The 23,481-nt window shown below is 54.3% G+C and carries 18 protein-coding genes; 11 read left to right on the top strand and 7 right to left on the bottom strand.

Going from position 1 to position 23,481, the window contains the following annotated elements:
- The first annotated feature begins 151 nt into the window (after nucleotides 1–151).
- The 4 genes from EL386_RS15405 (at nucleotide 152) to uvrD (ending at nucleotide 6,025) form a co-directional block, all read left to right on the top strand.
- Nucleotides 152–1,030, top strand: a complete 879-nt coding sequence (locus EL386_RS15405) for a DMT family transporter (protein WP_126457126.1) — start codon at nucleotides 152–154, stop codon at nucleotides 1,028–1,030.
- Between the two features lie 94 nt (nucleotides 1,031–1,124).
- Nucleotides 1,125–3,410: an ATP-dependent Clp protease ATP-binding subunit gene (locus EL386_RS15400; protein ID WP_126457124.1), complete on the top strand. Its 2,286-nt coding sequence runs from the start codon at nucleotides 1,125–1,127 to the stop codon at nucleotides 3,408–3,410.
- The gene (locus tag EL386_RS15395; protein WP_126457122.1) at nucleotides 3,403–3,714 is read left to right on the top strand and encodes an FHA domain-containing protein; all 312 of its coding nucleotides are present in this window, start codon (nucleotides 3,403–3,405) and stop codon (nucleotides 3,712–3,714) included. Before EL386_RS15400 ends, EL386_RS15395 begins: the two co-directional genes overlap by 8 nt.
- Before the next feature lie 142 nt (nucleotides 3,715–3,856).
- Nucleotides 3,857–6,025, top strand: coding sequence for a DNA helicase II (gene uvrD / locus EL386_RS15390; RefSeq protein ID WP_126457120.1), 2,169 nt, complete (start codon nucleotides 3,857–3,859; stop codon nucleotides 6,023–6,025).
- Nucleotides 6,026–6,187: 162 nt separating this feature from the next.
- Here the strand turns inward: uvrD and EL386_RS15385 are convergent, their stop codons facing one another.
- Entirely contained in the window at nucleotides 6,188–9,022 is a 2,835-nt protein-coding gene (locus EL386_RS15385; RefSeq protein ID WP_126457118.1) for an EAL domain-containing protein, read from the bottom strand.
- 200 nt (nucleotides 9,023–9,222) lie between these two features.
- On the opposite strand from EL386_RS15385, the gene EL386_RS15380 reads away from it, so the two are divergent.
- Nucleotides 9,223–10,308, top strand: a complete 1,086-nt coding sequence (locus EL386_RS15380) for a TRAP transporter substrate-binding protein (protein WP_126457116.1) — start codon at nucleotides 9,223–9,225, stop codon at nucleotides 10,306–10,308.
- A gap of 25 nt (nucleotides 10,309–10,333) precedes the next feature.
- On the opposite strand, the gene EL386_RS15375 is transcribed toward EL386_RS15380, so the two are convergent.
- Nucleotides 10,334–11,719: a TRAP transporter large permease gene (locus EL386_RS15375; RefSeq protein ID WP_126457114.1), complete on the bottom strand. Its 1,386-nt coding sequence runs from the start codon at nucleotides 11,717–11,719 to the stop codon at nucleotides 10,334–10,336.
- Entirely contained in the window at nucleotides 11,719–12,252 is a 534-nt protein-coding gene (locus EL386_RS15370) for a TRAP transporter small permease subunit (RefSeq protein ID WP_126457112.1), read from the bottom strand. The genes EL386_RS15375 and EL386_RS15370 overlap by 1 nt, the downstream gene beginning before the upstream one ends.
- A gap of 194 nt (nucleotides 12,253–12,446) precedes the next feature.
- Here EL386_RS15370 and EL386_RS15365 point away from each other — a divergent pair, with 194 nt between their 5' ends.
- Nucleotides 12,447–13,487 (top strand): cyclic nucleotide-binding domain-containing protein, encoded by a 1,041-nt coding sequence (locus EL386_RS15365; protein WP_172597758.1) that lies wholly within the window; start codon nucleotides 12,447–12,449, stop codon nucleotides 13,485–13,487.
- A gap of 101 nt (nucleotides 13,488–13,588) precedes the next feature.
- On the opposite strand, the gene EL386_RS15360 is transcribed toward EL386_RS15365, so the two are convergent.
- Entirely contained in the window at nucleotides 13,589–16,372 is a 2,784-nt protein-coding gene (locus EL386_RS15360) for a class I adenylate cyclase (protein WP_126457108.1), read from the bottom strand.
- Between the two features lie 233 nt (nucleotides 16,373–16,605).
- Between EL386_RS15360 and EL386_RS15355 the strand changes: the two genes are divergently transcribed.
- Nucleotides 16,606–17,430, top strand: coding sequence for a sensor domain-containing diguanylate cyclase (locus tag EL386_RS15355; protein ID WP_126457106.1), 825 nt, complete (start codon nucleotides 16,606–16,608; stop codon nucleotides 17,428–17,430).
- Nucleotides 17,431–17,441: 11 nt separating this feature from the next.
- Here EL386_RS15355 and EL386_RS15350 read toward each other — a convergent pair whose 3' ends face one another.
- Complete coding sequence (locus EL386_RS15350; RefSeq protein ID WP_126457104.1) at nucleotides 17,442–17,801, bottom strand: nucleotide pyrophosphohydrolase; 360 nt, start codon at nucleotides 17,799–17,801, stop codon at nucleotides 17,442–17,444.
- Nucleotides 17,798–19,186 (bottom strand): argininosuccinate lyase, encoded by a 1,389-nt coding sequence (gene argH / locus EL386_RS15345; protein ID WP_126457102.1) that lies wholly within the window; start codon nucleotides 19,184–19,186, stop codon nucleotides 17,798–17,800. The genes EL386_RS15350 and argH overlap by 4 nt, the downstream gene beginning before the upstream one ends.
- A gap of 129 nt (nucleotides 19,187–19,315) precedes the next feature.
- Between argH and EL386_RS15340 the strand changes: the two genes are divergently transcribed.
- Complete coding sequence (locus EL386_RS15340; protein WP_126457101.1) at nucleotides 19,316–20,380, top strand: sensor histidine kinase; 1,065 nt, start codon at nucleotides 19,316–19,318, stop codon at nucleotides 20,378–20,380.
- Nucleotides 20,377–21,114: a LytR/AlgR family response regulator transcription factor gene (locus tag EL386_RS15335; protein WP_126457099.1), complete on the top strand. Its 738-nt coding sequence runs from the start codon at nucleotides 20,377–20,379 to the stop codon at nucleotides 21,112–21,114. The genes EL386_RS15340 and EL386_RS15335 overlap by 4 nt, the downstream gene beginning before the upstream one ends.
- A gap of 3 nt (nucleotides 21,115–21,117) precedes the next feature.
- Here the strand turns inward: EL386_RS15335 and EL386_RS15330 are convergent, their stop codons facing one another.
- Nucleotides 21,118–21,624, bottom strand: a complete 507-nt coding sequence (locus tag EL386_RS15330) for a thioredoxin family protein (RefSeq protein ID WP_172597757.1) — start codon at nucleotides 21,622–21,624, stop codon at nucleotides 21,118–21,120.
- A gap of 150 nt (nucleotides 21,625–21,774) precedes the next feature.
- Here EL386_RS15330 and hemC point away from each other — a divergent pair, with 150 nt between their 5' ends.
- A complete protein-coding gene (gene hemC / locus EL386_RS15325) occupies nucleotides 21,775–22,707 on the top strand; it encodes a hydroxymethylbilane synthase (protein WP_126457096.1) in 933 nt (310 codons plus the stop codon).
- Nucleotides 22,708–23,481 carry a uroporphyrinogen-III synthase gene (locus EL386_RS15320; protein WP_126457095.1) on the top strand — a complete coding sequence of 258 codons (774 nt, stop codon included), beginning with the start codon at nucleotides 22,708–22,710 and terminating at the stop codon, nucleotides 23,479–23,481. It begins immediately after the preceding gene.

Genomic DNA, 23,481 nt, shown 5'->3' with positions numbered 1-23,481 from the left:
CTGCGCCGAGCCCATTGGCCGATGCTGCCTGCTGCCGTGTGTTACGTGAAAATGACCTAATATTTTAGCGAAGTAAGAAGATTTTCACCAAGGCCACGGGCAACGCCCCCGTGGCCTTTTTTTTGACCATTAAAAAAAAAAGGAGAACGTTATGTCAGTGCCAGCCGCCTACCTGGCCATTATAGTGATCTGGTCTACCACGCCACTGGCGATTAAGTGGAGTGGAGAGGGACCGGGTTTTATTGTCGGGGTTAGCGCACGTATGCTGATCGGTGCCGTATTGTGCTTACTGCTGATTCGTCTGCTGCGTATCGAGTTGCCGTGGCATAAACAGGCGCGCCAGGCTTATCTGGCCGGGGCGATGGCGGTGTATGGCGCGATGATGTGTGTATACTGGGGTTCACAGTATATCTCCTCGGGTTTGTTGTCGGTGATCTTTGGCCTGACGCCACTGATGACCGGCATCATCGTTGTGGTGCTGGGAACCGAGAGGCGTCCGGGTCCGCTACGTATACTGGGTTTTAGTTGTGCCCTCGCCGGGCTGCTGAGTATTTTTGGTTTGCACGAGACCCATGGCGAGGCCGTGGTGCTGGGGATAGCGGGCGTTTTGGCCTCTGTATTCCTGCACTCGCTGAGCGCGGTGTGGTTAAAGCATGCCGCACAGGGCATGTCGGCCATGGCCCTGACCACCGGTAGCCTGTTGGTCTCCCTGCCGTTGTACCTTTTGACCTGGCTGGTCATGGGTGCGGAGCTGCCCAGCGATTTGCCAATGCGTGCCGGGGCGGCCATCGTCTATCTGGGTGTAGTGGGTTCAGTACTGGGTTATGCCATGTATTTTTACGCCCTGCGTCATGTCAGCGCGAGCAAAATGGCGCTGGTGACCCTGATAACACCGGTAACCGCGCTGACCCTTGGCCAGTTGCTGAACAATGAACGGATCGAAACAAATATCTGGATGGGGGCGGCCATGATCATTCTTGGTCTGAGCCTGCACGAGTGGGGTGATAGGTTGCGCCTGAAATCAACATAATCAGCCACGTGCAGCCTGGCATGGATTTACGACAGGATACTTGTCGTGCCAGGTATAAAGTAAAGCGTAGTGATATGTGCGTTAAATAAAAATTATGAAAATAAAAACATCACTTTCATTTGTTCAGATAATGCTCGCTGCACGTGAAGAGGCACGCAGGCTAAAGCATAGTCACCTTGGTGTGGAGCACCTGTTTATGGCCCTGTGCAGACTTGGCGGGGTAACAGAGCATCTGTTGCGTAATCAGGGCATCGACCCACGGAAGATACGCCGCGAGATCAGGCATGCAATAGAGCGACGCTTTGAGACCAGCCAACGGCCAGGTCTCCATTATACCCCGAGATTACGGAGTATATTAAAACCGCTTAATGCTGAAGCCGCTGAGGAAATGACAGCTGAAATTTCCGAGATTGACCTGTTTAATGCGATCATCAGCGAAGGCGAGAGTCTCCCCATCAGGCTACTGCGTGACCAGGGTATCAAGCTGGACCAGGGCTTCACCTCGGCGGAGGCAGTGCAGGCTGCGCTGGCAGCTGACAACATTCCCGAACGGCCTGCGGCAGTCGGTGAACAGTCCTGGAACAATGAATACAAGGAATTACTGAGCTTTGGTCGCGACCTTACTGATATGGCACGACAGGGAAAACTCAACGAAGTTATTGGGCGTGACGACGAGGTCCGTCACCTTGAGCAGGTGCTCCTGAGGGCAACAAAAAGTAACCCCGTCCTTTTGGGTGAGGCAGGTGTAGGAAAAACAGCCATCATTGAAAAGCTTGCAATACTGATTGCAAGGAATCAGGTAATAAAAGAACTCCAGGATGTACACATAATAGAAATTAATATGACATTGGCGACCGCCGGCACAAAATTCCGTGGTGACCTGGAAGAGAATTTCGTCAATATAATAAAAGCAGCAAAAAATTCTAAAAATATAATACTAGCGATAGATGAAATACATACAATTGTAGGTAGTGCGGGAATGGATGGCGGTCTGAATGTTTCAAACATACTCAAACCGGCGCTGGGTCGGGGTGATATCCGTTTGATTGGTGCGACAACCCGAGAAGAATACCGCAAATATATAGAGAATGATGCAGCCCTGGAGCGACGCTTCCAGCCGATCGTCGTCAGTGAACCATCACCCAGTGAAACATTTGAGATACTGGCAGGGATAAAAGAACACTTCCAACACCATCACGATGTAATTATTGATGAAAGCGCATTGCACGCGGCTGTCGAGCTCGCTGTTCGTTTTCTTCCCGAGAGAAAACTGCCCGATAAGGCAATCGACTTGCTTGACGAAGCCTGTGCTTATGCCCGGATAAGGGAAATAGAGAGCGGCCAAACTGGCTCTACGCGGATGCCCCGGACTATCAATGCGAGTGAGATCGCTACTGTCCTCACAGAATGGACCGGGCTTCCAGTCTCTGAGTTATCAAGTGAACAGCGAGAGCGGCTGAAGCTAATGCCAGAGAGGCTGGCGGAAAGGGTTATTGGTCAGGATGAGGCTATACAGGTTCTCACGCGTAGTCTGGAGACAGCACTTACTGGTCTGCGCTACAAAAACAGGCCAATGGCAGTGCTGTTATTTGTAGGGCCAACGGGGGTGGGTAAAACTGAATTGGCAAAGGCGCTGGCAGAAAATCTGTTTGGTTCAGCGAAAGAAATGATTCGCCTTGATATGTCAGAGTATCAGGAGCGCCATCAAGTGGCGAAGCTCATTGGTGCCCCCCCGGGTTATATCGGCTATGCGGAAGCAGGCATGCTAACTGAAAGCCTGCGAAAAAAACCTTATTCAGTTGTTTTACTGGATGAGGTCGAGAAGGCACATCCGGATGTTTTCGATATTTTTTTGCAATTATTTGACGATGGACGGCTGACTGATGCACATGGCAAGACTGTTGATGGAACCGAGGCCATTTTCATTATGACGTCAAATCTTGGTTCGGGACTCTATGAAGATGACCATAGCATTGGTTTTACCTCACGGAAAAGTGTAGTACAAAATGAAGAAATTCTGCGTGAGTGTAAAAAGTTTTTCAAGCCGGAATTTATTAACCGCATAGACGAAATTATATATTTTAAACCATTATCAAAAACAGCCTTGAAAAAAATAGTCATGAATATCACCAATGAGCTTGGCAAGGAGTTGGCGAAAAAAGGCATAGAACTTACTTTGTCAACTGAGCTTGTCGATCACATAGTCAAAAAAGGCTATGAGCCTATGTATGGAGCAAGACCATTACGTCGCACATTTGAACAATTGTTGGTACAACCGCTGGCACATATGATGGTTAAGGGAAATTTTGTTTCGGGCGACCGGCTTAAGGGCTCTTTGATGGATGGCGAGGTTATTTTAAAAAAATTGGACAATGCATAAAGAAGAAAAAATAGTCATTACTTTTATGACCGGACCAGAAGATGGACGCTCGGTTACCGTGAAGTGTAAAACGGTCAGCATTGGGAAATATCAGAGTAATGATGTTGTGATTGATTATGACCCAATCATAGGGGAAAGGTGCATAGAACTTATCCGCCACGCAGACCGCTGGGAATTTCTGGATAAAAGCGGTAATACAGATGCCTATATGGATGTTGTGTGTATTAACGAGGGCGGCCTGTTCAGCCGGGAGATCCAGGTGGAAATCGGCCATACCCTGTTGAATATACGAATTGAGAGTTAAATAACACTTAAGCTGTCAGAAAACCTAAACAAAACGCGTGTAGAAGTAAGATCGTGCTATTTTCGCCGTGTTGCCCAGGCTGCTTCAGGCAATGGCCGAAGCCAATGTGATGGTGATTGCCCGAATAGGGTAAAATACCCGGATGGATATTAGTGACCTGCTCGACAACCTGAACGATGTGCAGCGCGAGGCCGTGGCCGCGCCACCCGGAAATATGCTGATTGTGGCTGGCGCCGGTAGCGGCAAGACCCGGGTGCTCGCACACCGTATCGCCTACCTGATCCGCACCGGCGAGGTGTCTCCGCAGGAGATCCTTGCGGTGACCTTTACCAACAAGGCGGCCCGTTCCATGCGCGAGCGCATTGAGGACATGCTGGATATGCCCGTGCGGCAGATGTGGGTCGGTACCTTCCATGGCATCGCGCATCGACTGCTGCGTGCCCACTGGCAAGAGGCTGGGCTGCCACAGGGCTTCCAGATCCTCGACAGTGATGATCAACTTCGCACCGTGAAGCGCGTCTTGCGCAGCATGGAGCTGGATGAGGCACGCTGGCCACCGAAACAGGCACAGTGGTTTATCAATGCACAAAAGGATGAGGGCCGCCGGCCCGAGCATGTTGATCACCACAATGCCGCCTATGAACTGCAGATGGTGAAGATCTATGCGGCCTATGAGGAGGTTTGCAAGCGTAGTGGCCTGGTGGATTTTGCCGAGTTGTTATTACGTACGCATGAGACCCTGTTAAAGAATCCTGGCCTGCTTGCCCATTATCAGCGACGCTTCCGGCATATCCTCGTCGATGAGTTTCAGGATACGAATACGATCCAGTATGCCTGGCTGAAACTGCTCGCCAGTTCAGGCAACCCGATGTTTGCCGTCGGTGATGATGACCAGTCAATCTATGGCTGGCGCGGCGCCCGTATTGAGAACATCCAGCGTTATACGGAAGATTTTGCCAACACACAAACCGTCCGCCTCGAACAGAACTACCGTTCAACCGGTAACATACTCAGTGCCGCCAATGCCCTGATCGCAAAAAATGATGGCCGTCTCGGCAAGAACCTCTGGACCGAGGGCAGTGAGGGTGAGCCGATCCTTTTATATGCCGCCTTTAATGACCTTGAAGAGGCGCGTTATATCATCAGTAATATCCAGACGCATATTGATCACGGTACCGTAAAGAGTGAGATCGCGATCCTCTATCGTTCCAATGCCCAGTCACGGGTGCTGGAGTCGGCACTGCAACGCGCCGAGATCCCCTACCGCATTTACGGTGGCCAGCGCTTTTTCGAACGTGCCGAGATCAAAAATGCCACGGCGTACCTGCGGCTGTTGAGTAACCCGCATGACGACGCCTCGTTTGAACGCGTCGTCAATACACCAACACGTGGTATCGGAGAGCGTAGCGTGCAGGTCGTACGGGATATGGCGAAACAGAATCAATGCTCATTGTGGCAGGCAGCGGGTGAGGTGATCGCCAGTAAGTCCGTAGCCGCAAGGAGCGCCAATGCCTTGCAATCCTTTATAAGCCTGATTGAAGGTATGACTACGGCTAGCCAGGAGATGGAATTGTTCGAAAAAGTTGAGCACATGCTGCAGGCCAGCACCCTGCTCGCCACGCACCAGGCCGATAAGACCGAGAAAGGCGCCATGCGTGCGGAAAACCTCGAGGAACTGATCACCGCGGCACGTCAGTTTGAAAATGAGGAAGAGGAACTCTCCGAACTGGATTCCTTCCTGGCCCATGCCGCCCTCGAGGCCGGTGAGGGCCAGGGTAGTGAAGGTGAGGAGTGTGTGCAATTAATGACGCTGCACACGGCCAAGGGTCTCGAGTTCGATGTGGTCTACCTCTCGGGTCTCGAAGAAGGCCTGTTTCCGCATCGCATGTCGCTGGATGAGCCGGGCCGCCTCGAGGAGGAGCGGCGCCTGTGTTATGTCGGCATGACCCGCGCCAGGCAGCAGTTGTGTATTAGCTATGCCGAGATCCGTCGTCTGCATGGACAGGAGCAATACACCCAGGCCTCACGATTCCTCAGCGAAATCCCGGACGAGTACCTGCGCGAGGTCCGCGCCAGGGCCAGCCATTCAGCCGCTGTCTATTCGGGCGGTACGAGCAGCACAGGCTGGTCGGCACCACAGCAGATCGCCGGTGGGTTCCAGCTCGGCCAACGTGTCAGCCACGCCAAGTTTGGTGAAGGTGTGGTGACCAGTAGCGAGGGCGATGGCGCGCATGCACGGGTGCAGGTGAATTTTTCCGATTACGGCAGCAAGTGGCTGGTGATTGCTTACGCGAATTTGCAGGCGGTTTAAAAGCTGTTAACCGCAAAGTTCGCGAAGTGACGCAAAGTAAAACTAAAAACCATACCGGGTTAATAGTAGCTTATGCAATTGCCGATAATTATTCCAATTATTAAAAATATTGTTTTTACCTTCGCGTCACTTCGCGAACTTTGCGGTAAAAACGCTTTAAAATTAATTAATCAGTGAAGAAGGCCGACCCATGAAGTGGCCCTGCGCATAATCAACGCCGAACTCTTTTAACAGCAGCAGGGTTTCTTCGTTTTCGACGGACTCGGCAATGGTCTGTTTACCGAGGGCATGCGCGACCTGATTCATGGATTGCACCATGGCCTGATCGACGGGTGCATGCGCCAGGCCTTGCACAAAGGAGCCGTCGATCTTCAAAGTGTCGACCGGCAGATGTTTCAGGTAGGTAAAGGAACAAAAGCCGCTACCGAAGTCATCCAATGCAAAGCGACAGCCAATATCCCGCAAGGCCTCGATGAAACGCGAGGCGGCATTCAGGTTGGCGATAGCGGCCGTCTCGGTGATCTCAAAGGTGATCGATGAGGGCTCAAGCCCGGTCTCTTTTATGGCCGCGCGGATCAGGGGTAACAGGCCGTGGTCTTCAAAGGCACGGCCAGATAGATTGATGGCAAAGCGCACTGGATTACCGTCATTGCGTAATTGCGCCAGGGTGCGAATGGAACGTGCAACCGTCCAGCGGTCGATGCTATGGATGAGGCCAAAACGTTCTGCGGCCGGCATAAAGCCACCCGGCAGGATAGTCTGACCATCATCATAAGGCATGCGCAGCAAGACCTCGTAGGATTCAATTTTACCATCACTAATCCCGACAATCGGCTGGTAGACCAGCTCAAAGCGGTCATTGTCCAGCACCTCACGTACCCGCGAGGCCCAGCCCATGTCTTCGGCCATGCCGAGTTTGTCCTTGTCTTCCGGGTTATAGATGTAGGTGCGGTTACGGCCACAGGTCTTGGCCAGGTTACAGGCAAGGTCGGCCTGGGCAAGAACCTCATCGGCAGAGCGGGCATGATTATCGATGATAGCGACACCGATACTACAGGTAACATTGAAATTATTATTTTCCCTGAAGAAATGATAATTCTCAAATATCATGCGGAGTTTATCGGCTAATTTTTTAACATCGTCATATTCAATGTTATACAGCAGGAGGGTAAATTCATCGCCGCCAAAACGCGCCAGCAGATCACCTCCGCGCATATGTTTGCGCAACAGTTCCGTCACCTCAAGCAATAACTGGTCTCCGGCGGCGTGGCCGAGTGTGTCATTCACATATTTAAATTGATCGAGGTCGATATAAAACAATGCCGCATTTGCGCCACTGCGTGCAATGCGTGCGACCAGGCGTTCGAGTTCCTCCTGGAAGTAGTGACGATTGAACAGGCCGGTCAGGGAGTCATGCTCGGCCTGGTAGGCGAGTTGTTTTTCATAGGCCTTTTGCTCAGTAATATCATGGGCCGTACCACGAATATGCGTAACATTGCCATCAACATTGACCTGGCCATTGGCATTGAAGCTCAGGTGGCGATGAGAGCCGTCGCGACACAGGTGTATGGTTTCATATTGAAGCAGCTCCTTACCCTCGAGGACTTGTTTAAAGGCCTGTTGGTCGCGTTGCAGATACTCAGGGCTGGAAAATTCTGTGACATGTCGGCCGAGCATTTCTACCGGTGAGTAGCCATAAATCGATTTGGCTGCATCATTCAGGTAGGTCCAGTAGCCTTGTTCGTCAACACTCCACACCAGGTCGTGAGCCGTTTCGACGAGGTCACGGTAACGCGCCTCGGCATTGCGCAGTTTTTTCTCCGCGGCCTTGCGCTCGGAGATATCAGCAACCATGCAGGTAAACATGCGGATACCACTTTGCTGCATTTCGCTAATACGCAGGGCGATGGTAATGCTTGCGCCCTGCTTATTGACGCACTCGATTTCACGCTCGCCCAGATTGTTGTCGGCAAGCCGAGGCAGACTGATGTTAGCGCACAGGCGTGAAAAGGGTTGACCGATGATCTCGACGGCACGGTAACCGAAGAGTTTTTCAGCTGCCGGGTTAAAGGTAATAATCAAGTCATGCTGATTGGTGACGATAATCCCTTCAGAGGCAGTCTCGAAGATCGCACGAGTGTGTGAGCGTTGATCACTCAGGTGCTGGAACAGGGTGGAGAGGGTTTGCGTCAGGTAACCAATCTCGTCGGTGGATTGCGGGCGTAATTTTGCCAATTCCTCATAACTGGTTGCGGAGTCTCTGTTCAATACCTGTTGCACCGGTCGCAGCGAGCGTGTGGTAGTACGGATACTCAGCAGGGTAATGGTCAGGCTGGTGGTGCCGAGGATCGCCAACAATATGAGGGCCCCCACAGACTGGTAGCCGGTATGGTGCCAGAAATAAAGCATTAACACGGCATTGGTGAGTAGTGGTACAAAACCGCCCACCAGCATTAATTTTGACTTAATGGTGAAGATGGGCGCTGTAATGCCTATCAGGGCAACGACCCTGCCGAGGCTATCTATCGCAGACAGGTAGAACGGCAGACCTATAAGGATGGCGACGACCAGTTGCAGGAGGACCAGCTGCCCAAACAGGCCTAGCTCAAAGTCGGCCAGGCCATGGTTAGTCCAGTAGTAAATCTGTGGTGCAGCCAGGATATAGCACAAATAGAAACCCCAATAGTCACGACTGAAATTTTGCAGGCGTATGTGAATATCGGCTGGGGCGAAACGGCTGTGCCGGGTAGAATCAAGCCATTGCAGGATGGGCGTAAACAGCCGCCAGGCATAGAATACGGCCCAGAACACCATAAAACCGACAAACGCCAGCAAGTAGTATTGTCGCAAGGCGCCTTGCAGGTCTGGCCAGATCGCCAGGCCAAACGTCACGGCTGCCGCATGGGCGATAAGCGGCATAATAATAAAGCTGAGTGACACAATCGCTGTGAAGCGAAGGCGAATCGCTTTTAATGGGGATTGATTCTGATTTGCCAAGGCAACTCGCCAGTCGGCTGATGGTTTTCTATTCCCGTTTATACTAATTCTAGCATGACAGCCTGTGATTTTAGCTAACTTTTAAAATCGACAAGATAGTCATGGCAGCGGAAAATTGCCGGGCCGATGGGCATCGGCTAGACTGGGCGCGATATTGCGGCCATCTGGTCAGGCACAAAAAAATTAAAAGGGTGAACGGCATGAAACGGCGGGATTTTGTAAAGAAACTCGGTGGTACGGGGCTGTTGGCGGGTAGTGGCCTGGCCTCCCCGGCGATCGTCCATGCCAGCAGCAAGGTGCAGGTGAAGTGGAAGATGGTCACGACCTGGCCGAAGAACTTCCCGGGTCTGGGCACAGGTGCCAATTATCTCGCCAAACTCATTGGCGAGATGAGCGGTGGCCGCATCCAGGTCAAGGTTTACGGTGCCAAGGAACTGGTGCCGGCCTTCGAAATATTTGATGCCGTATCACGCGGTATCGCCGAGATGGGCCACGGCGCTGCCTATTACTGGAAGGGCAAGAGCGAGGCCGCGCAGTTTTTTGCCGCGGTACCCTTTGGCCTGACGGCGCAGGAGATGAATGCCTGGTTGTATCACGGTGGTGGTATGCAGCTCTGGCAGGAGACCTATGCCCCCTTTGGCCTCGTACCGACCGCCGCGGGTAATACCGGCGTGCAGATGGGTGGCTGGTTTAACAAGGAGATCAACTCAGTCGCTGACCTGAAGGGCCTGAAGATGCGCATCCCCGGCCTTGGTGGTGAGGTCCTGCACCGCGCCGGCGGCACACCGGTGAGTCTGCCGGGTGGCGAGATATTTACCTCTTTGCAATCCGGTGCCATCGATGCCACCGAGTTTGTTGGCCCCTATAATGACCTGGCCTTTGGCCTCTATAAGGCGGCGAAACATTATTATTATCCGGGCTGGCATGAGCCCGGCACAACCCTGGAGTGTTTTGTCAACAAAAAGGCACTCGAGGCCCTGCCGAAAGACCTGCAATCCATCGTCATCAATGCCTCACGTGTGGCCAATCAGGATATGTTAGCCGAGTATACGGCGCGCAATAACCTGGCGCTGGATACACTGGTCAACAAACATAAGGTTGACCTGCGTCGCTTCCCCGATGATGTCCTGGCTACTCTGCGCAAGCTATCAGACGAGGTCGTCGCCGAAGTCGGTGCCAAGGACAAGCTATCGAAGAAGGTCTTTACCTCTTACCGGCGTTTCCGTGACCAGGCCAAGGCCTGGCACGATATCTCGGAACGTGCCTACCTTGATGCACGAGGCTGATCCCTGCGCTTAGTGGTCTACTGCCCTAGCCGTAAATCTGCTCCGGCAGCCAGGTCGCCAGATCTGGCCAGAAGGCAAGGATGCCGAGTGCCAGCAGCTGGATAAGGATAAACGGCATGACACCCTTATAGATGTGCGCCGTGGTGACCTCGGCCGGTGTCACACCGCGCAGGTAGAACAGGGCAAAGCCGAAGGGTGGTGTAAGGAAAGAGGTTTGCAGGTTGATGGCAATCATCACGCCGAGCCAGACCGGGTCGATGCCCATGGTCAGCAGGATTGGGCCGACGATGGGCACAACGACAAAGGTGATCTCGATAAAGTCGAGCACAAAGCCAAGCAGGAACATCAACAGCATCACCACCAGCATGGCTGAAAATACGCCACCGGGCAGGCCGGTTAGAAATGCCTCTACCATCTCATCACCACCAAAACCGCGGAACACGAGCGAAAAGATCGAGGCACCAATGAAGATCAGGAACACCATACTGGTCACCCGTGTGGTGCTTTGCATGACTTCGCGCAGACGTTGCAGGTTAAATTGTCGCTGACTGACGGCGAGCAGGATGGCCCCCATAGCACCGACCGAGGCCGCCTCGGTCGGTGTGGCAATACCGGCGAGGATCGAGCCGAGTACGGCAATGATCAGTGCCAGTGGTGGCACCAGCACCAGCATGGCCTGTTTGAATAGTTGGCCACGGCTCTGCTCGGCCCGTTCGGTGGCGGCTAGGGCCGGCATGGTTTCGGGTTTGAGCAAGGCCATGATCAGCAAATAGCCCAGGTACAGACTGACAAGCATCAGCCCGGGGAGTAAGGCACCGGCAAACAGGTCCCCTACTGAGATGGTCTCTGGCGAGAAGATGCCCATATCCAACTGTGCCTGCTGGTAAGCTGATGACAGCACATCACCGAGCAGGATCAGGACGATCGACGGCGGGATGATCTGGCCGAGGGTCCCGGAGGCGCAGATGGTGCCGCAGGCCAGCGAGGGGCTGTAGCCGCGCTTGAGCATGGTCGGCAGGGACAGCAGGCCCATGGTCACGACCGTGGCACCAATAATGCCAGTGCTGGCGGCGAGCAGCATACCGACCAGGGTCACCGAGAAGCCCAGGCCACCTGGCATGGCACCAAACAGGGCTGACATGGTATCGAGGAGTTTCTCTGCGACCCGGGAACGTTCCAGCATGACACCCATAAACACAAACAAGGGCACGGCGATCAGGGTCTCATTGGTCATAATGCCGAAAAGGCGGTTCGGCAGCGCGGCGAGGAAGGCCGCGTCAAAGTGCCCCATGGCATTACCGATCAGCGCGAAGCCCAGTGCCGTACCCGCCAACGACAGGGCCACCGGGTAACCACTCATAAGCACCAGGCAGGCGACGAGAAACATGAACAGGGCCATATATTCGAGCATCAGTCGCCTTCTCCCCGATCAAAAATAATAAGCAGATTTTTCAAAAACATAGACAGACCCTGGAGGGCCAGCAGGCTGGCCATGAGCAGGATACTTGTCTTCAGGAGAAAGACCCCTGGCAGGCCGCCGGCCTCGCGCGAACCCTCGAGTAATTGCCAGGAATTCGTCACATAGCCCCAGCTGGCCCAGAGGATGTAGGCACAGACCGGCCATAACAGGAACAAGGTGCCGAGGCCGTCGACGAGAGCCTGTCGGCGCCGTGACAGGTGTTCATAGAAGATATCGACCCGTACATGGCCCTCATGACGCAGGGTATACGCTGCACCAAGCAGGAAGACCAGGGCGTGCATAAACAGGATCGATTCCTGCAGGGCGATCCAGCCGGTATCGAATAGGTAACGCAGGACCACCACCGCAAACTGGGTCAGGACCATGAGCAGGGTCAGCCAGGCGATGGCCCGGCCACAGGCATCACTGAAGGCGTCAATACCCGAGACGAAATACTGTAATTGAGACTTGTCGGGCAGATTCATGATTAAAATTGGGGGTGTAAGACCTTATTATTGAGTTAAAATAACGATAATGCCGCCTATGAAACCGGCAAGATCGCCCTCTTTTGTGTCAGGATTGTCGCACAAGCGTTGCCATACCGCATCAGTCGCCTTGCTGGTGGCCGGGGGTATTTCTATTTGTGTCTTTGGTGGTGAAGGTCAGTATGGGAAATTCTGTGAACAGTAGTGACCGGCGCGCCCTTGCCGCGCTTGTGCCTATTAATGCCCTGACCCATGAAAACTTTGAGGAGCTGGCCCGCAAGGCACGTATCGAACAGATAAAGGCCGGGCGTATTCTTTTCAAGGCCGGTGAAAACGATAAACACGCCGTGTATGTGTTGGCCGGTGAGGTGGAGCTGAGTGACGGCAGCGAGACCAGTACAGTCAAAGGCGGCAGCCAGGGGGCACGCCACCCGCTTAGCCCCCAACAGCCGCGCACGCAGACGGCGCGGGCGAAAACCGATTGTACCATTGCCCTCGTGGATCGTGACTTGCTGGATGTGCTGCTGACCTGGGATCAGTCATCAAGCTACCAGGTAGAGGAAGTCGAAGAGAGCGATGGTGACTGGATGTCACGCCTGCTGCATACGCCCAGCATCATGCAGTTACCGGCGGCCAATATCCAGGCCCTGTTCATGAAGCTCGAGCAGTTGCCGGTCGAGGCAGGAGAGGTCGTGATTCGTCAGGGGGGCGAAGGCGATTATTACTACATCATTAGTGAAGGTCGTTGCCAGGTAACGCGCATATCACCGCGAACAAAAGAAGAGATGGTGCTTGCTGAGCTGAACAGCGGCGATGCCTTTGGTGAAGAGGCGCTGATTTCAGAAAACAAGCGTAACGCCACCATCACCATGCTGACAGATGGTGTGCTTATGCGTTTGGGTAAAAGTGATTTCATTGAGCTGATGAAAGAGCCGCTACATAGCAAGCTAAGCTACGAGGCGGCGGCAGAGCGGGTTGCAGGCGGGGCCGTGTGGCTGGATGTGCGGTTGCCGAGTGAACATAGCAATGGCAGCCTGCCAGGGAGTATTAATTTACCGTTGTTCTTCCTGCGTAAGAAGGCCGATGAGATCAATGCAGAGCGAACCTACATCATGGTTTGTGATACCGGCCGTCGCAGTGCCTCAGCGGCGTATTTGCTGGCTGAGAGAGGTTTTGATGTGTATGTGCTGGAGGGTGGCTTGAATGCGGTTCCGAGCGAGGCCAGCGCAGCGTAGATCATCAACACTGTCGGCCACTGTGAGATTCGATTCCCGATCAAGTGTGTCGGCTTCAGCAGGGCCCAGGGCCATTGTTTAACAGCAAGAAGCCCAGTCTTTTACGAAATATTGCGGCGATGTGCCTGCACGAGAGCGTTATTCAGCTGAACCTCGAACTGCTGTTTATAACGCAGGTAGTGATGAGTATGGATATTTTCCTCAAGACCGCTCGGAATATCAATATCGGTGATATACAGCGCATAGGGTGTCCGTTCATGGCGTAGGGAAATAATATAATCTGCAACGCGATCAAAAATATCCTTCTGATACTGCAGGGAAGAGAATTCCATGTCGTCACAGTAGACACGGTAGGAGAAAGGCTCGTTAATATTGTCGATCAACACAGTAACATGCAGGGCGTTAGCCGGCGCGGCAAGTGGGTCGACTAGGTATTCCTTGATATGCCACTGGCCCTGTTGTTGCTGCAGGCTAAAAAAATTTACCTGACAGTCAGGGCTACTTAGTCCGCTTGCAATCATACGCTGCTTGATGGAGTAGAAAAAGCTGTCGAACTGGCTGGTTGTTGCTACCAGACTGAAAAAATCCTGTTGTTGATAAAAAAGCGTGCCATGCTCATCAATGATATAAATATCAGCGGTTTTTCCATTAATATGTATATAGGTGTTAAGCGAATCAAGCTCGTGTTTGGCGTACAGTAATGGCAAAAAATGCTGGCCAAGGGTGTGGCTGTCAAAAATTATCGGGCGATAGTCTTCTCGTGACTGACAAAGCTCTCGAATCAGGCAGTCATAATTTCCAACCCGATGGTACTCGATGCGTTTGGGATTGTTTTGCAGAATATAGTAATTGTTTTCCACGCCAAGGATATATCGTGCACCAACGGGCATAGCCGGTCGGTGGAAGAAACTAATCACATTTTGAAAAATGTTCTCTATCCGCGATGATACAGTGGTGTCTTTTGTCGAAGAAAAACTGTAAGCATGGATCTCAGGTTGAATGATGGAATTTTTTACAGTGGCCAATTTTACATTATGACAGAGACACTCAAGAATTCGATCAATGCCATGATAGGTTTGCGTGTAGACTTCCTGCCAGCTATTGATAGAGACATGATCAATACTTACTACGAGATTTTCAAGAAAACTGCTGTAACTGAAGGCGTCTGAACGGTCACTGATAATTTGTACATCACGCGACAAGTGTCTTTTGTCAGGGTCAATGCCGACATTCACAAACATAATCGAATGCGTCATATGGCTTGGCTGAGAAAATTTCGACATATCGGCATCAGGCAGTCTGCCGGCAGGGAAATGGTTGTTCAGGGTAGCCAGAATATTGTTAAGCTCACGCAGCCCGAGCCGGCTGGAAACGGGATACAGTGATGTGATCGTGCCGTGACCAATAAGGTGGTTAAAGTGACACCAGCATAACAACTCAACAATACTTCGGCTCCTTTTTAAGGGTGTATTATGGCGAGTATCCGCGGCCGTCACATTGCCGCGGAATAATAACCAACTGTCGGTCGACTCATGAAAAGACAACTGTTCCTCAACGAGGTTATCTGAGATGTCCGGGTTAACGGTTTCAATTTTGCCAGCCTTGCGCTCAAAGGCCGCATACAACTTACGGCCGAGTATGGTCATGTCCTGCTGGTTAATGTGGGCAACAGAGGAATATTCGCGGGCAAAACCGGATAACAGCTTGTAACTACGAGTCAACTCGTCGACAAGGCTTTTGCGTTCGTCAAGAACACGATGGATCTTCCAGGTAGGCCTGGAATCGAGCATTAACATGTGCGCATCATCCCAGCCCCACTGATTAACCAATGTCCGTAATAGTTCTCGTCGCCATGCGGTACCAGCATCTGCTGTATCGGTTTTACTCAGACGTATATCGGCCTTGAAGTAAAAACAACGGCGGGCCAGCTCAAGGCGTTTTTTTTCTGCACGCTGCAGCAGGTACTCTTCGACCTTGTGACAAATCATGATATAGGGGTCGATCACGGCGAGACTGACCCTGTTTTCATAAATGGCGCGCTTCAGGTTCAGACACAGAAGATCAATATTCGGGTACTCACTGGCATAGGCCTCCATGAGCAAAATTTTTAAAACAGACTTGTAGGGGGAATCAATCCCCTTGTAGATTTGCCAGAGTGAAGCACCAAAAAACTCCTCGGCAGGAATATTATGAATCGCGCCAAAGTCGATCACTTCATATTCAGCAACACGGCCAGTCTTGATGAGTTCGGCGGCATAGGTCGTATAGTTATGCTCCTCTTCCGGGGGAATAAACCACCAAAGCGGCATGCAACCGGCAAGCAGGACACTGCTGCGATAAAATTCTTCAAGGAGTAACAGGTGTTGTGCGCTGCCGCTGTGCTCTTTATTGAGCGTTTGATGTTTCTGATGCCGAAACCGCTGCTCATCCATGAGGAAGAAATGAACCTCGAGGTTTAATTCGGTACACCAGCGACTAATGGCGCTGGCCTTTTCCTCAAGCAAGGCGATAGCCGCGTCATCCAGGTCTGTGCGGTGGCAGACCCAGATATCAAAGTCGCTGTTCTTGGCATGGGCAATCGTGCCGCTACTGCCAGTCAGGAACAGTGCCTGGATAGCATAACGTGACAGTGCCCGCGAGCTATGTTTGAAACGTTTGTAAACCCGGCAAGCGGCCTCGAGGGTCTGTTTACCGGGTCTATAATTACTGATGCCGGCAGGGACCTCGTCAGTGACGTAACCAGGCAGAGAGGGGTCATTAATATGGAACAGCAGCGGTAGTAGGTCCAGAAAATCACGTTGCCGCCACAACAAGGTAGAGGTAATACGTTGCAGGCGATCTCGGTTAAGGGCCAGAAAGCGACGTTTTATCGAATTACAGTCCATGGGGGATACTTTATTTGCTCCAGCGCTACTAACCTATCGGCATTTGCAGGCAAAGCTGGAGTCCCGGTTGCAGCGCAAAAGCGCCAGAAGATTGCCCCCGGGCCGCAAACCGGGCCTTAACCTCTTGAATTTCATGGTTCATTGCATACAGGTAGGGGCTCTTACTAAAGTTATTGAGCCCGTGTCCGATACAAACTCAAATAGTAAGTACAAAATGTTGGAGAGGCTAAATAATGATGACACAGACACTCGATAGCCAGTGGTGGTCGGCCCTGCTCGAGGCCAGCCCGCTGGGGATGATATTGTTTGAGGAGTCCGGGCGGGTCCGCTGGGCCAATGCCCGTATGAGCGATTTTACCGGGCTGTCTGTAAAAGAATTGTGCAGTCTGGACCGCGAGACGGCGGCCAAGCACCGCCTTGAGCCCCTGTTCGAAAAGCCGGAAAAGCTACAATTGCCGGTGATGGGGCGTCATGCCGTCAGTTGCCTAGAGTGTCATTATGCACGCCTGAGTGGCCCGGATGGCAGCCAGCTGGATGTGGCCTTTTATACCGATAAAACCGAGCAGTGTATGCTCGAGGCTCGGATTGAACGCCTGATCCTGAGTGATGAACTGACCGGCACCCTTAACCGCCGGGGCCTGATCCGTGACCTGGAGACCCTGGTCTCACGCAGCCGACGCTATAACAACGAACTATCGGTGATGTTACTGGAGTTCGATGCTGCGGATGAGGCACTGAGTGATGCTTTTATCCTCGAGGTCAGTCGCTGCCTGCGTGACCAGGTTCGCTGGGCCGACATCATCGGACGTTTTAGCGACAACAGTTTCTTGTTACTGCTGCCCGAGACGAATAGTGAGGCGACACAGGGGCTGGCAGAGAAGATCTTTGAACAGGTCGACACGCTGCAGGCAACTGAAGTGATGGAGGCCACCCCGGCGGTCTATTGTGGCCTGAGCCAATGGCAGCGCGGTAATGACGTCAACATGTTGCTGGAGCGTGTCAGTTTGGCACTTGCCCGGGCACGCGAGAACGGCGGCCGTCAGTTCGTCGCGGCCTGAAGGGCCGTGAACTAATCCTCATATTCAGACGCGCGGCGGGCATCGCCGCGTACCTTCTCAACCGGGTAACGCTGTTCATTGATGGCCACCTTGCGTAGGGCGGCATCGAGGACATCGATATCCAGCCGTTCGGCACAGCGCAGGGTATAGATCAGGATATCGGCCAGCTCCAGGGCCACCTCTTCACGTTTGCTCTCATCAAGTTGGTAGCTTTGTTCTTCACTGAGCCATTGGAAGTGCTCAACGAGTTCGGCGGCCTCGGCGATCAGGGCCATGGAAAGATTCTTTGGCGAGTGAAATTGTTCCCAGTCACGCGCGCGCGCAAAATCCGCGAGGCGTTTGCTTAAGTTATCGAGGCTATCCTGACTCATAGCCCAAGGCGGGCTCGCGCCCGGCCGATGGCCGCGCGCACCTGCTCCGGTGCGGTACCGCCGATATGGTTACGCGCTGACACCGAACCTTCCAGGGTTAACACCGCATAGACATCGTCTTCGATGACCTTGCTGAACTGTTGTAATTCGGCAAGGCTGCAATCCGGCAGGTCCTTGTTGTTATCAATACAAAAACGTACCGACAGGCCAACGACCTCATGGGCATCGCGGAAGGCAACACCCTTGCGCACCAGGTAATCGGCGAGGTCGGTGGCGGTGGAAAAGCCCCGTGCTGCGGCTTCATACATGGATTTTTTATTTACCTGGATGTCGGCGAGCATCTCGGTGTACAGGTGCACTGAGGCCAACAGGGTATCGACCGTATCAAACAAGGGTTCCTTGTCTTCCTGGTTGTCCTTGTTATAGGCCAGTGGTTGCGATTTCATCAGGGTCAGCAAGGCGGTCAGGTTGCCGTAGACGCGACCGGACTTGCCGCGCACGAGTTCAGGCACGTCGGGATTTTTCTTTTGCGGCATGATCGAGGAGCCGGTGCAGAAGCTGTCACCGAGATCGACAAAGTTAAACTGTGCCGACGACCACAAGACGAGTTCTTCCGAAAAGCGTGACAGGTGCATCATTAATATTGCCGCGTCGGCAGTAAATTCAATGGCGAAGTCACGGTCACTGACGGCATCGAGTGAGTTCTCGGCCACACTATCAAAACCCAGCAGTTCGGCCGTGTAGGCACGGTCGATCGGGTAACTGGTGCCGGCCAGTGCCGCCGCACCGAGTGGCAAAATGTTGGTGCGCTTGCGGGCATCGATAAAACGCTGGCGGTCACGTTCGATCATCTCAAACCAGGCCATCATGTGATGACCAAAGGTGACCGGCTGTGCCGTTTGTAAATGGGTGAAGCCGGGCATGATCGTCTCAGCCTCGCGCTCGGCAAGGTTCAGCAGCGCCGCTTGCATGGCCAGCAGGCCTTCACAGAGGGCGTCGATCTCCTCGCGCAGGTAGAGACGGATATCCGTCGCGACCTGGTCGTTACGCGAGCGACCGGTGTGCAGTTTCTTGCCAACCGCGCCGACACGCTCAGTCAGCCGGGCCTCGATGTTCATGTGCACGTCTTCGAGTGACACTGACCAGGCAAAGTCACCGCGTTCGATATCGGCGAGGATATCCTTAAGGCCATTGACGATGGTCTTGCACTCGGCTTCGGTCAGCACGCCGACCTTGGCCAGCATGGTGGCATGGGCAATGGAACCATTGATGTCATGGCGATACAGCCGCTTGTCAAAGCCGACCGAGGCCGTGTAGGTTTCAACGAATTCGTTGGTCGCCGCCGTAAACCGGCCGCCCCAGGGTTTTTTGTCCTGTTCGCTCATGGTCACTTCGATATATAAGGTTTGAGATGCGCGCAGTATAGACGATTTCGCCCACGGCGTGGACTACTACAGATAGCGGCAAAGGCTGCTAAACTGTGTCAAAACAGGGAACTTAATAATATAGCCAATATGCTGCTACTCAGCCCCCCGAGCAAACGACAACACCCCGGCGACGGCCTGTTCCTGCCCGATTTTTGCAGTATCCAGATGCTGCTCGTGGTCGTAGTGATCGCGCAACTGCTGGCCTTTGTGCTTATGCTTGCCGGCAGCTCACCGGGCCAGCGTTGGCAAGACCTTGGTCTGATCTCGCTGTTTGTACAGTGGGTGGCCCTGTGTAGTGTCCTTGGACTGTGCCTGCTGCGGCCCCTGTTACGTCGTCTGGACAACACCCGGGCGGCCTTTGCCAGCTATGCCCTGCTATTGTCGATTTGCCTGCTGATCAGCGAGCTGGCCTACCAGTTTGTCGGTAGCATTGTTGTCACCACGGTACGCCCCGGCTGGCAACATGCCGACTTCCTGCTGCGCAACCTCGCTATCAGTGCGATCATCAGCGCCATCAGCCTGCGCTACTTTTATATTCAGTATTGTTCACAGCAGGCCCTGCTGGCCGAGAACAACTCGCGTATCGAGGCCCTGCAGGCACGTATCCGCCCACATTTCCTCTTCAATAGCATGAATGTCATTGCCAGCCTTACCCGGCGCAATGCGGCCCTGGCCGAAAGCGCCATTGAAGACCTGGCACAGGTATTTCGCGCCAGTCTCGCCAGCGCGCGGCAGCAGGTGGCCCTGCGTGATGAACTCGAGATCTGCCGCAGCTACCTGCACATCGAGCAATTGCGCCTCGGTGAGCGTCTGCAGTGTCGCTGGGAGGTGGATAAAGGCCTTGAGGATATGCCGCTGCCGAGCCTGTTAATCCAGCCACTGGTGGAAAACGCGGTCATACACGGGATTGAGCCACTGGCCGAGGGCGGTGAGATCGTGATCCGTATCCATAAAAGCGGCCAACACTGGCTAATCGAGGTCGATAACCCTTGTCGTGATTGTGAAGGGGATACACGCGGTAACCAGATCGCGCAGGCCAATATCCATGAACGTCTGGCGGCGATCTATGCCGGACAGGCGAGTATGCAGATCAGGCGGCATAATGGCCGCTATGTCGTGCAGGTCACCCTGCCCCTGGAGGTCGAGGCATGAGGTTGCTGATCGTCGATGATGAGGCCCTGGCCCGTGAACGCCTGCGCAGACTGCTCGGCGAGCTCGATGCCGGGGTCGAAGTGGTCGGCGAGGCCGCCAATGGTCGGCAGGCCATTGAGCAGGCGCAGCAGTTACAGCCGGATACCATCCTGCTGGATATCCGCATGCCGGGCATGGACGGTATTGAGGCGGCGCGCCACCTGAACGCCCTCTCACCGGCCCCGGCGATCATTTTTACCACGGCCTATGATGAACATGCGCTGGCCGCCTTCGATGCCAATGCCGTCGGTTACCTGCTCAAACCCATCAAGGCCGCGCGCCTGCAGCAAAGTCTCGACAAGGCCAACAGCCTGCAAAAGGGCCAATTACAGGCCTTGCAGGAAACCCGGCAAGAGCAGGCACGCAGCCATATCGGTGTGCGTACGCGCGGCGACCTGCAGCTTATCCCGATAGCCGAGATCTGTTACCTGCGCGCCGAGCAGAAATATGTTGAGCTGCGACATTCTGGCGGCATGGCGCTCATCGAAGAATCACTGAAGGCCCTGGAAGAGGAGTTTGGCGAACGGTTTGTGCGTATTCACCGCAATGCGCTGGTCGCGCTTGAGTGTATCAGCGGCCTGGAAAAGGACAGCCTCGGCCGGGTACGGGTCACACTGAAGAATATTGACGATAAGCTTGATGTCAGTCGGCGGCATCTCGCCGCCCTGCGCAAGCTGCTCAAGGCGAGGGGCTAGGTCTCAGGGGTTTAAGGCCAGTTGCCGTGTGGCATGCAGGCGCTGGCGCGACTCACCAATGGCCGCATCGAGGTAGCTACCGTAATAATCCACCGTGGTCACGCCGACCATGCGTTTCGCCAGCTCATTGCCCCGGGCATCGAAAAAGACCAGGGTCGGTGTCAGGGAGATATCGTAACGGAAGGCAAAGTCCTCGGCGGAGATCGGCTGGCCATTCAGGTCTACCAGGTCATCGTTGCTATCGACTTCAATCACGCGGATCATGGCCTTGTCGGTGTACTCGCCACTGATCAGCATCGGCTTGAGAAACTCTTCCTTGATGATGCGGCAATAACTACAATACGTGGCCGAGAACAGTACCACCATCGGTAACTGCCTTTGTTGCGAGATCTGGCTATCGGCCTGCAGGTTATGCAGCACCGGGATCTCGACTTCGGCGGCCTGCAGGCTGGAGAGCAGGAACAGGCCACAACCAGCCATGAGCAAGGTGGTAAACAGCTTTTTCAACATATCGGACTCCATTGCGGTCGAATTATAGCCCCTTGGGCGGCAGATACCGTAAAATAACCGAAATTCAATCTACGCCCCGTGGTGCAGTCGTTTTTGCTGCAGACCGGATTAACCAATTAGAGCCTCCTCGGGGCCCAAGGTTCAAAAAAAATGTCAGATAATCAAATACGTATTGCCACACGCAAGAGCCCCCTGGCGCTCTGGCAGGCCGAACATGTCGCCGCGCGCCTGCAGGCCGCCCACCCGGGGCTGGAGGTAGAGCTGGTGACCTTTACCACCCAGGGCGACAAGATCCTTGATACGCCACTGGCCAAGATCGGTGGCAAGGGCCTGTTTGTGAAAGAACTCGAACGCGCCATGCTCGACGGTGATGCCGATATCGCCGTGCACTCGATGAAGGACGTGCCGGTAGACCTGCCCGAGGGCCTGCACCTGCCGGTGATCATGGACCGCGAAGACCCGCGTGATGCCTTTGTCTCCAATCACTACGCCAGTTTCGATGAGTTGCCACAAGGCGCGAGGCTCGGCACCTCGAGCCTGCGTCGCCAGTGCCAGTTGCGTGAACGCCGGCCCGATCTGGAGATCCTAGACCTGCGCGGTAACGTCAATACGCGCCTGGCCAAGCTCGATGCCGGTGACTACGATGCCATTATCCTCGCCGCTGCCGGGCTCAAGCGTCTCGGCTTCGAAGACCGTATCCGTGTCGCCCTACCCCCGGAGGTCAGTCTGCCGGCCATCGGTCAGGGCGCTATCGGTATCGAGTGCCGCGCGAATGACCCACACATCAATGCCCTCATCGCCACCCTCGACGACCCGGATACCCATGTCTGTGTCGAGGCCGAGCGGGCCATGAACAACCGCCTCGAGGGCGGTTGCCAGGTGCCGATTGCCGGTTTTGCCGTACTCGATGGCCAGCAGATACACCTAAGTGGCCTGGTCGGTCGTACCGATGGCAGCGAGATCCTGCGCAGCGCCATCTTTGGTCCGCCACATGAGGCCGCCGAGATGGGCAAGGCCCTGGCCGAAGAACTGCTCGCCCGTGGTGCCGATGTCATCCTTGAGGCCCTGTACGCGGACAAGTAAATGCCGCCAGCCGACGACTTACAGGGGTGCCGTGTCCTAGTTACCCGTCCGGCGGCGCAGGCCGAGGCCCTCTGTGAAGGCATCACCGAGGCCGGTGGCATAGCGATTCGCCTGCCGGCACTGGCCATTGAGGCCGTCGACGACCCCCCCTCACAACAACGCTGCCAGTCGGCCACGGACTATGACTGGCTGATCTTTATCAGTCGCAACGCCGTCGAGCAGGCCCGGGCCTGCCTGCCCAGGCCACTGTCGGCAACAGTCAAGGTCGCGGCGATAGGCCGGGCCACGGCCGCGGCCCTCGCCGCGACGGGCATCCATGTTGCCTTGGTGGCTGAGGGGCCAGGTACAAGTGAGTCTTTACTCACTGAGCGGTGCTTGGCCGATATGGACGGCCGGCGTGTACTCATCCTGCGCGGCGAGGGGGGCCGGGAGCGGCTGGCCGAAGCATTGTGCGAACGCGGGGCTCAGGTCGACCATGCCGAGCTGTACCGTCGTGTTCGCGCCGATACCCCTGCCGGTGAATTGTCGCGTCTGCTGGATGCCGGTATCGACCTGCTGACCGTCGCCAGTGGTGAAACACTGGATAACCTGATGGCCATGGCGGCAGAGGAACACTGTGATCTGACGCCATTACCGTTGCTGGTAATGAGCGAGCGATTGGCCGCGCTTGCGCGCGAACGGGGATTCACCGACACTGTTATTATTGCCACAAAGCCCAGCGACAACGGCATGGTTGAGGCCATTAGTCAGTGGCACAAGGCCAAAACGGAGTAA

The organism is Sulfuriflexus mobilis, from assembly GCF_003967195.1.
Taxonomy (GTDB): domain Bacteria; phylum Pseudomonadota; class Gammaproteobacteria; order AKS1; family AKS1; genus Sulfuriflexus; species Sulfuriflexus mobilis.
The sequence above is the reverse complement of the archived record's forward strand: the minus strand, read 5'-3'. Positions and strand labels throughout refer to the sequence as shown.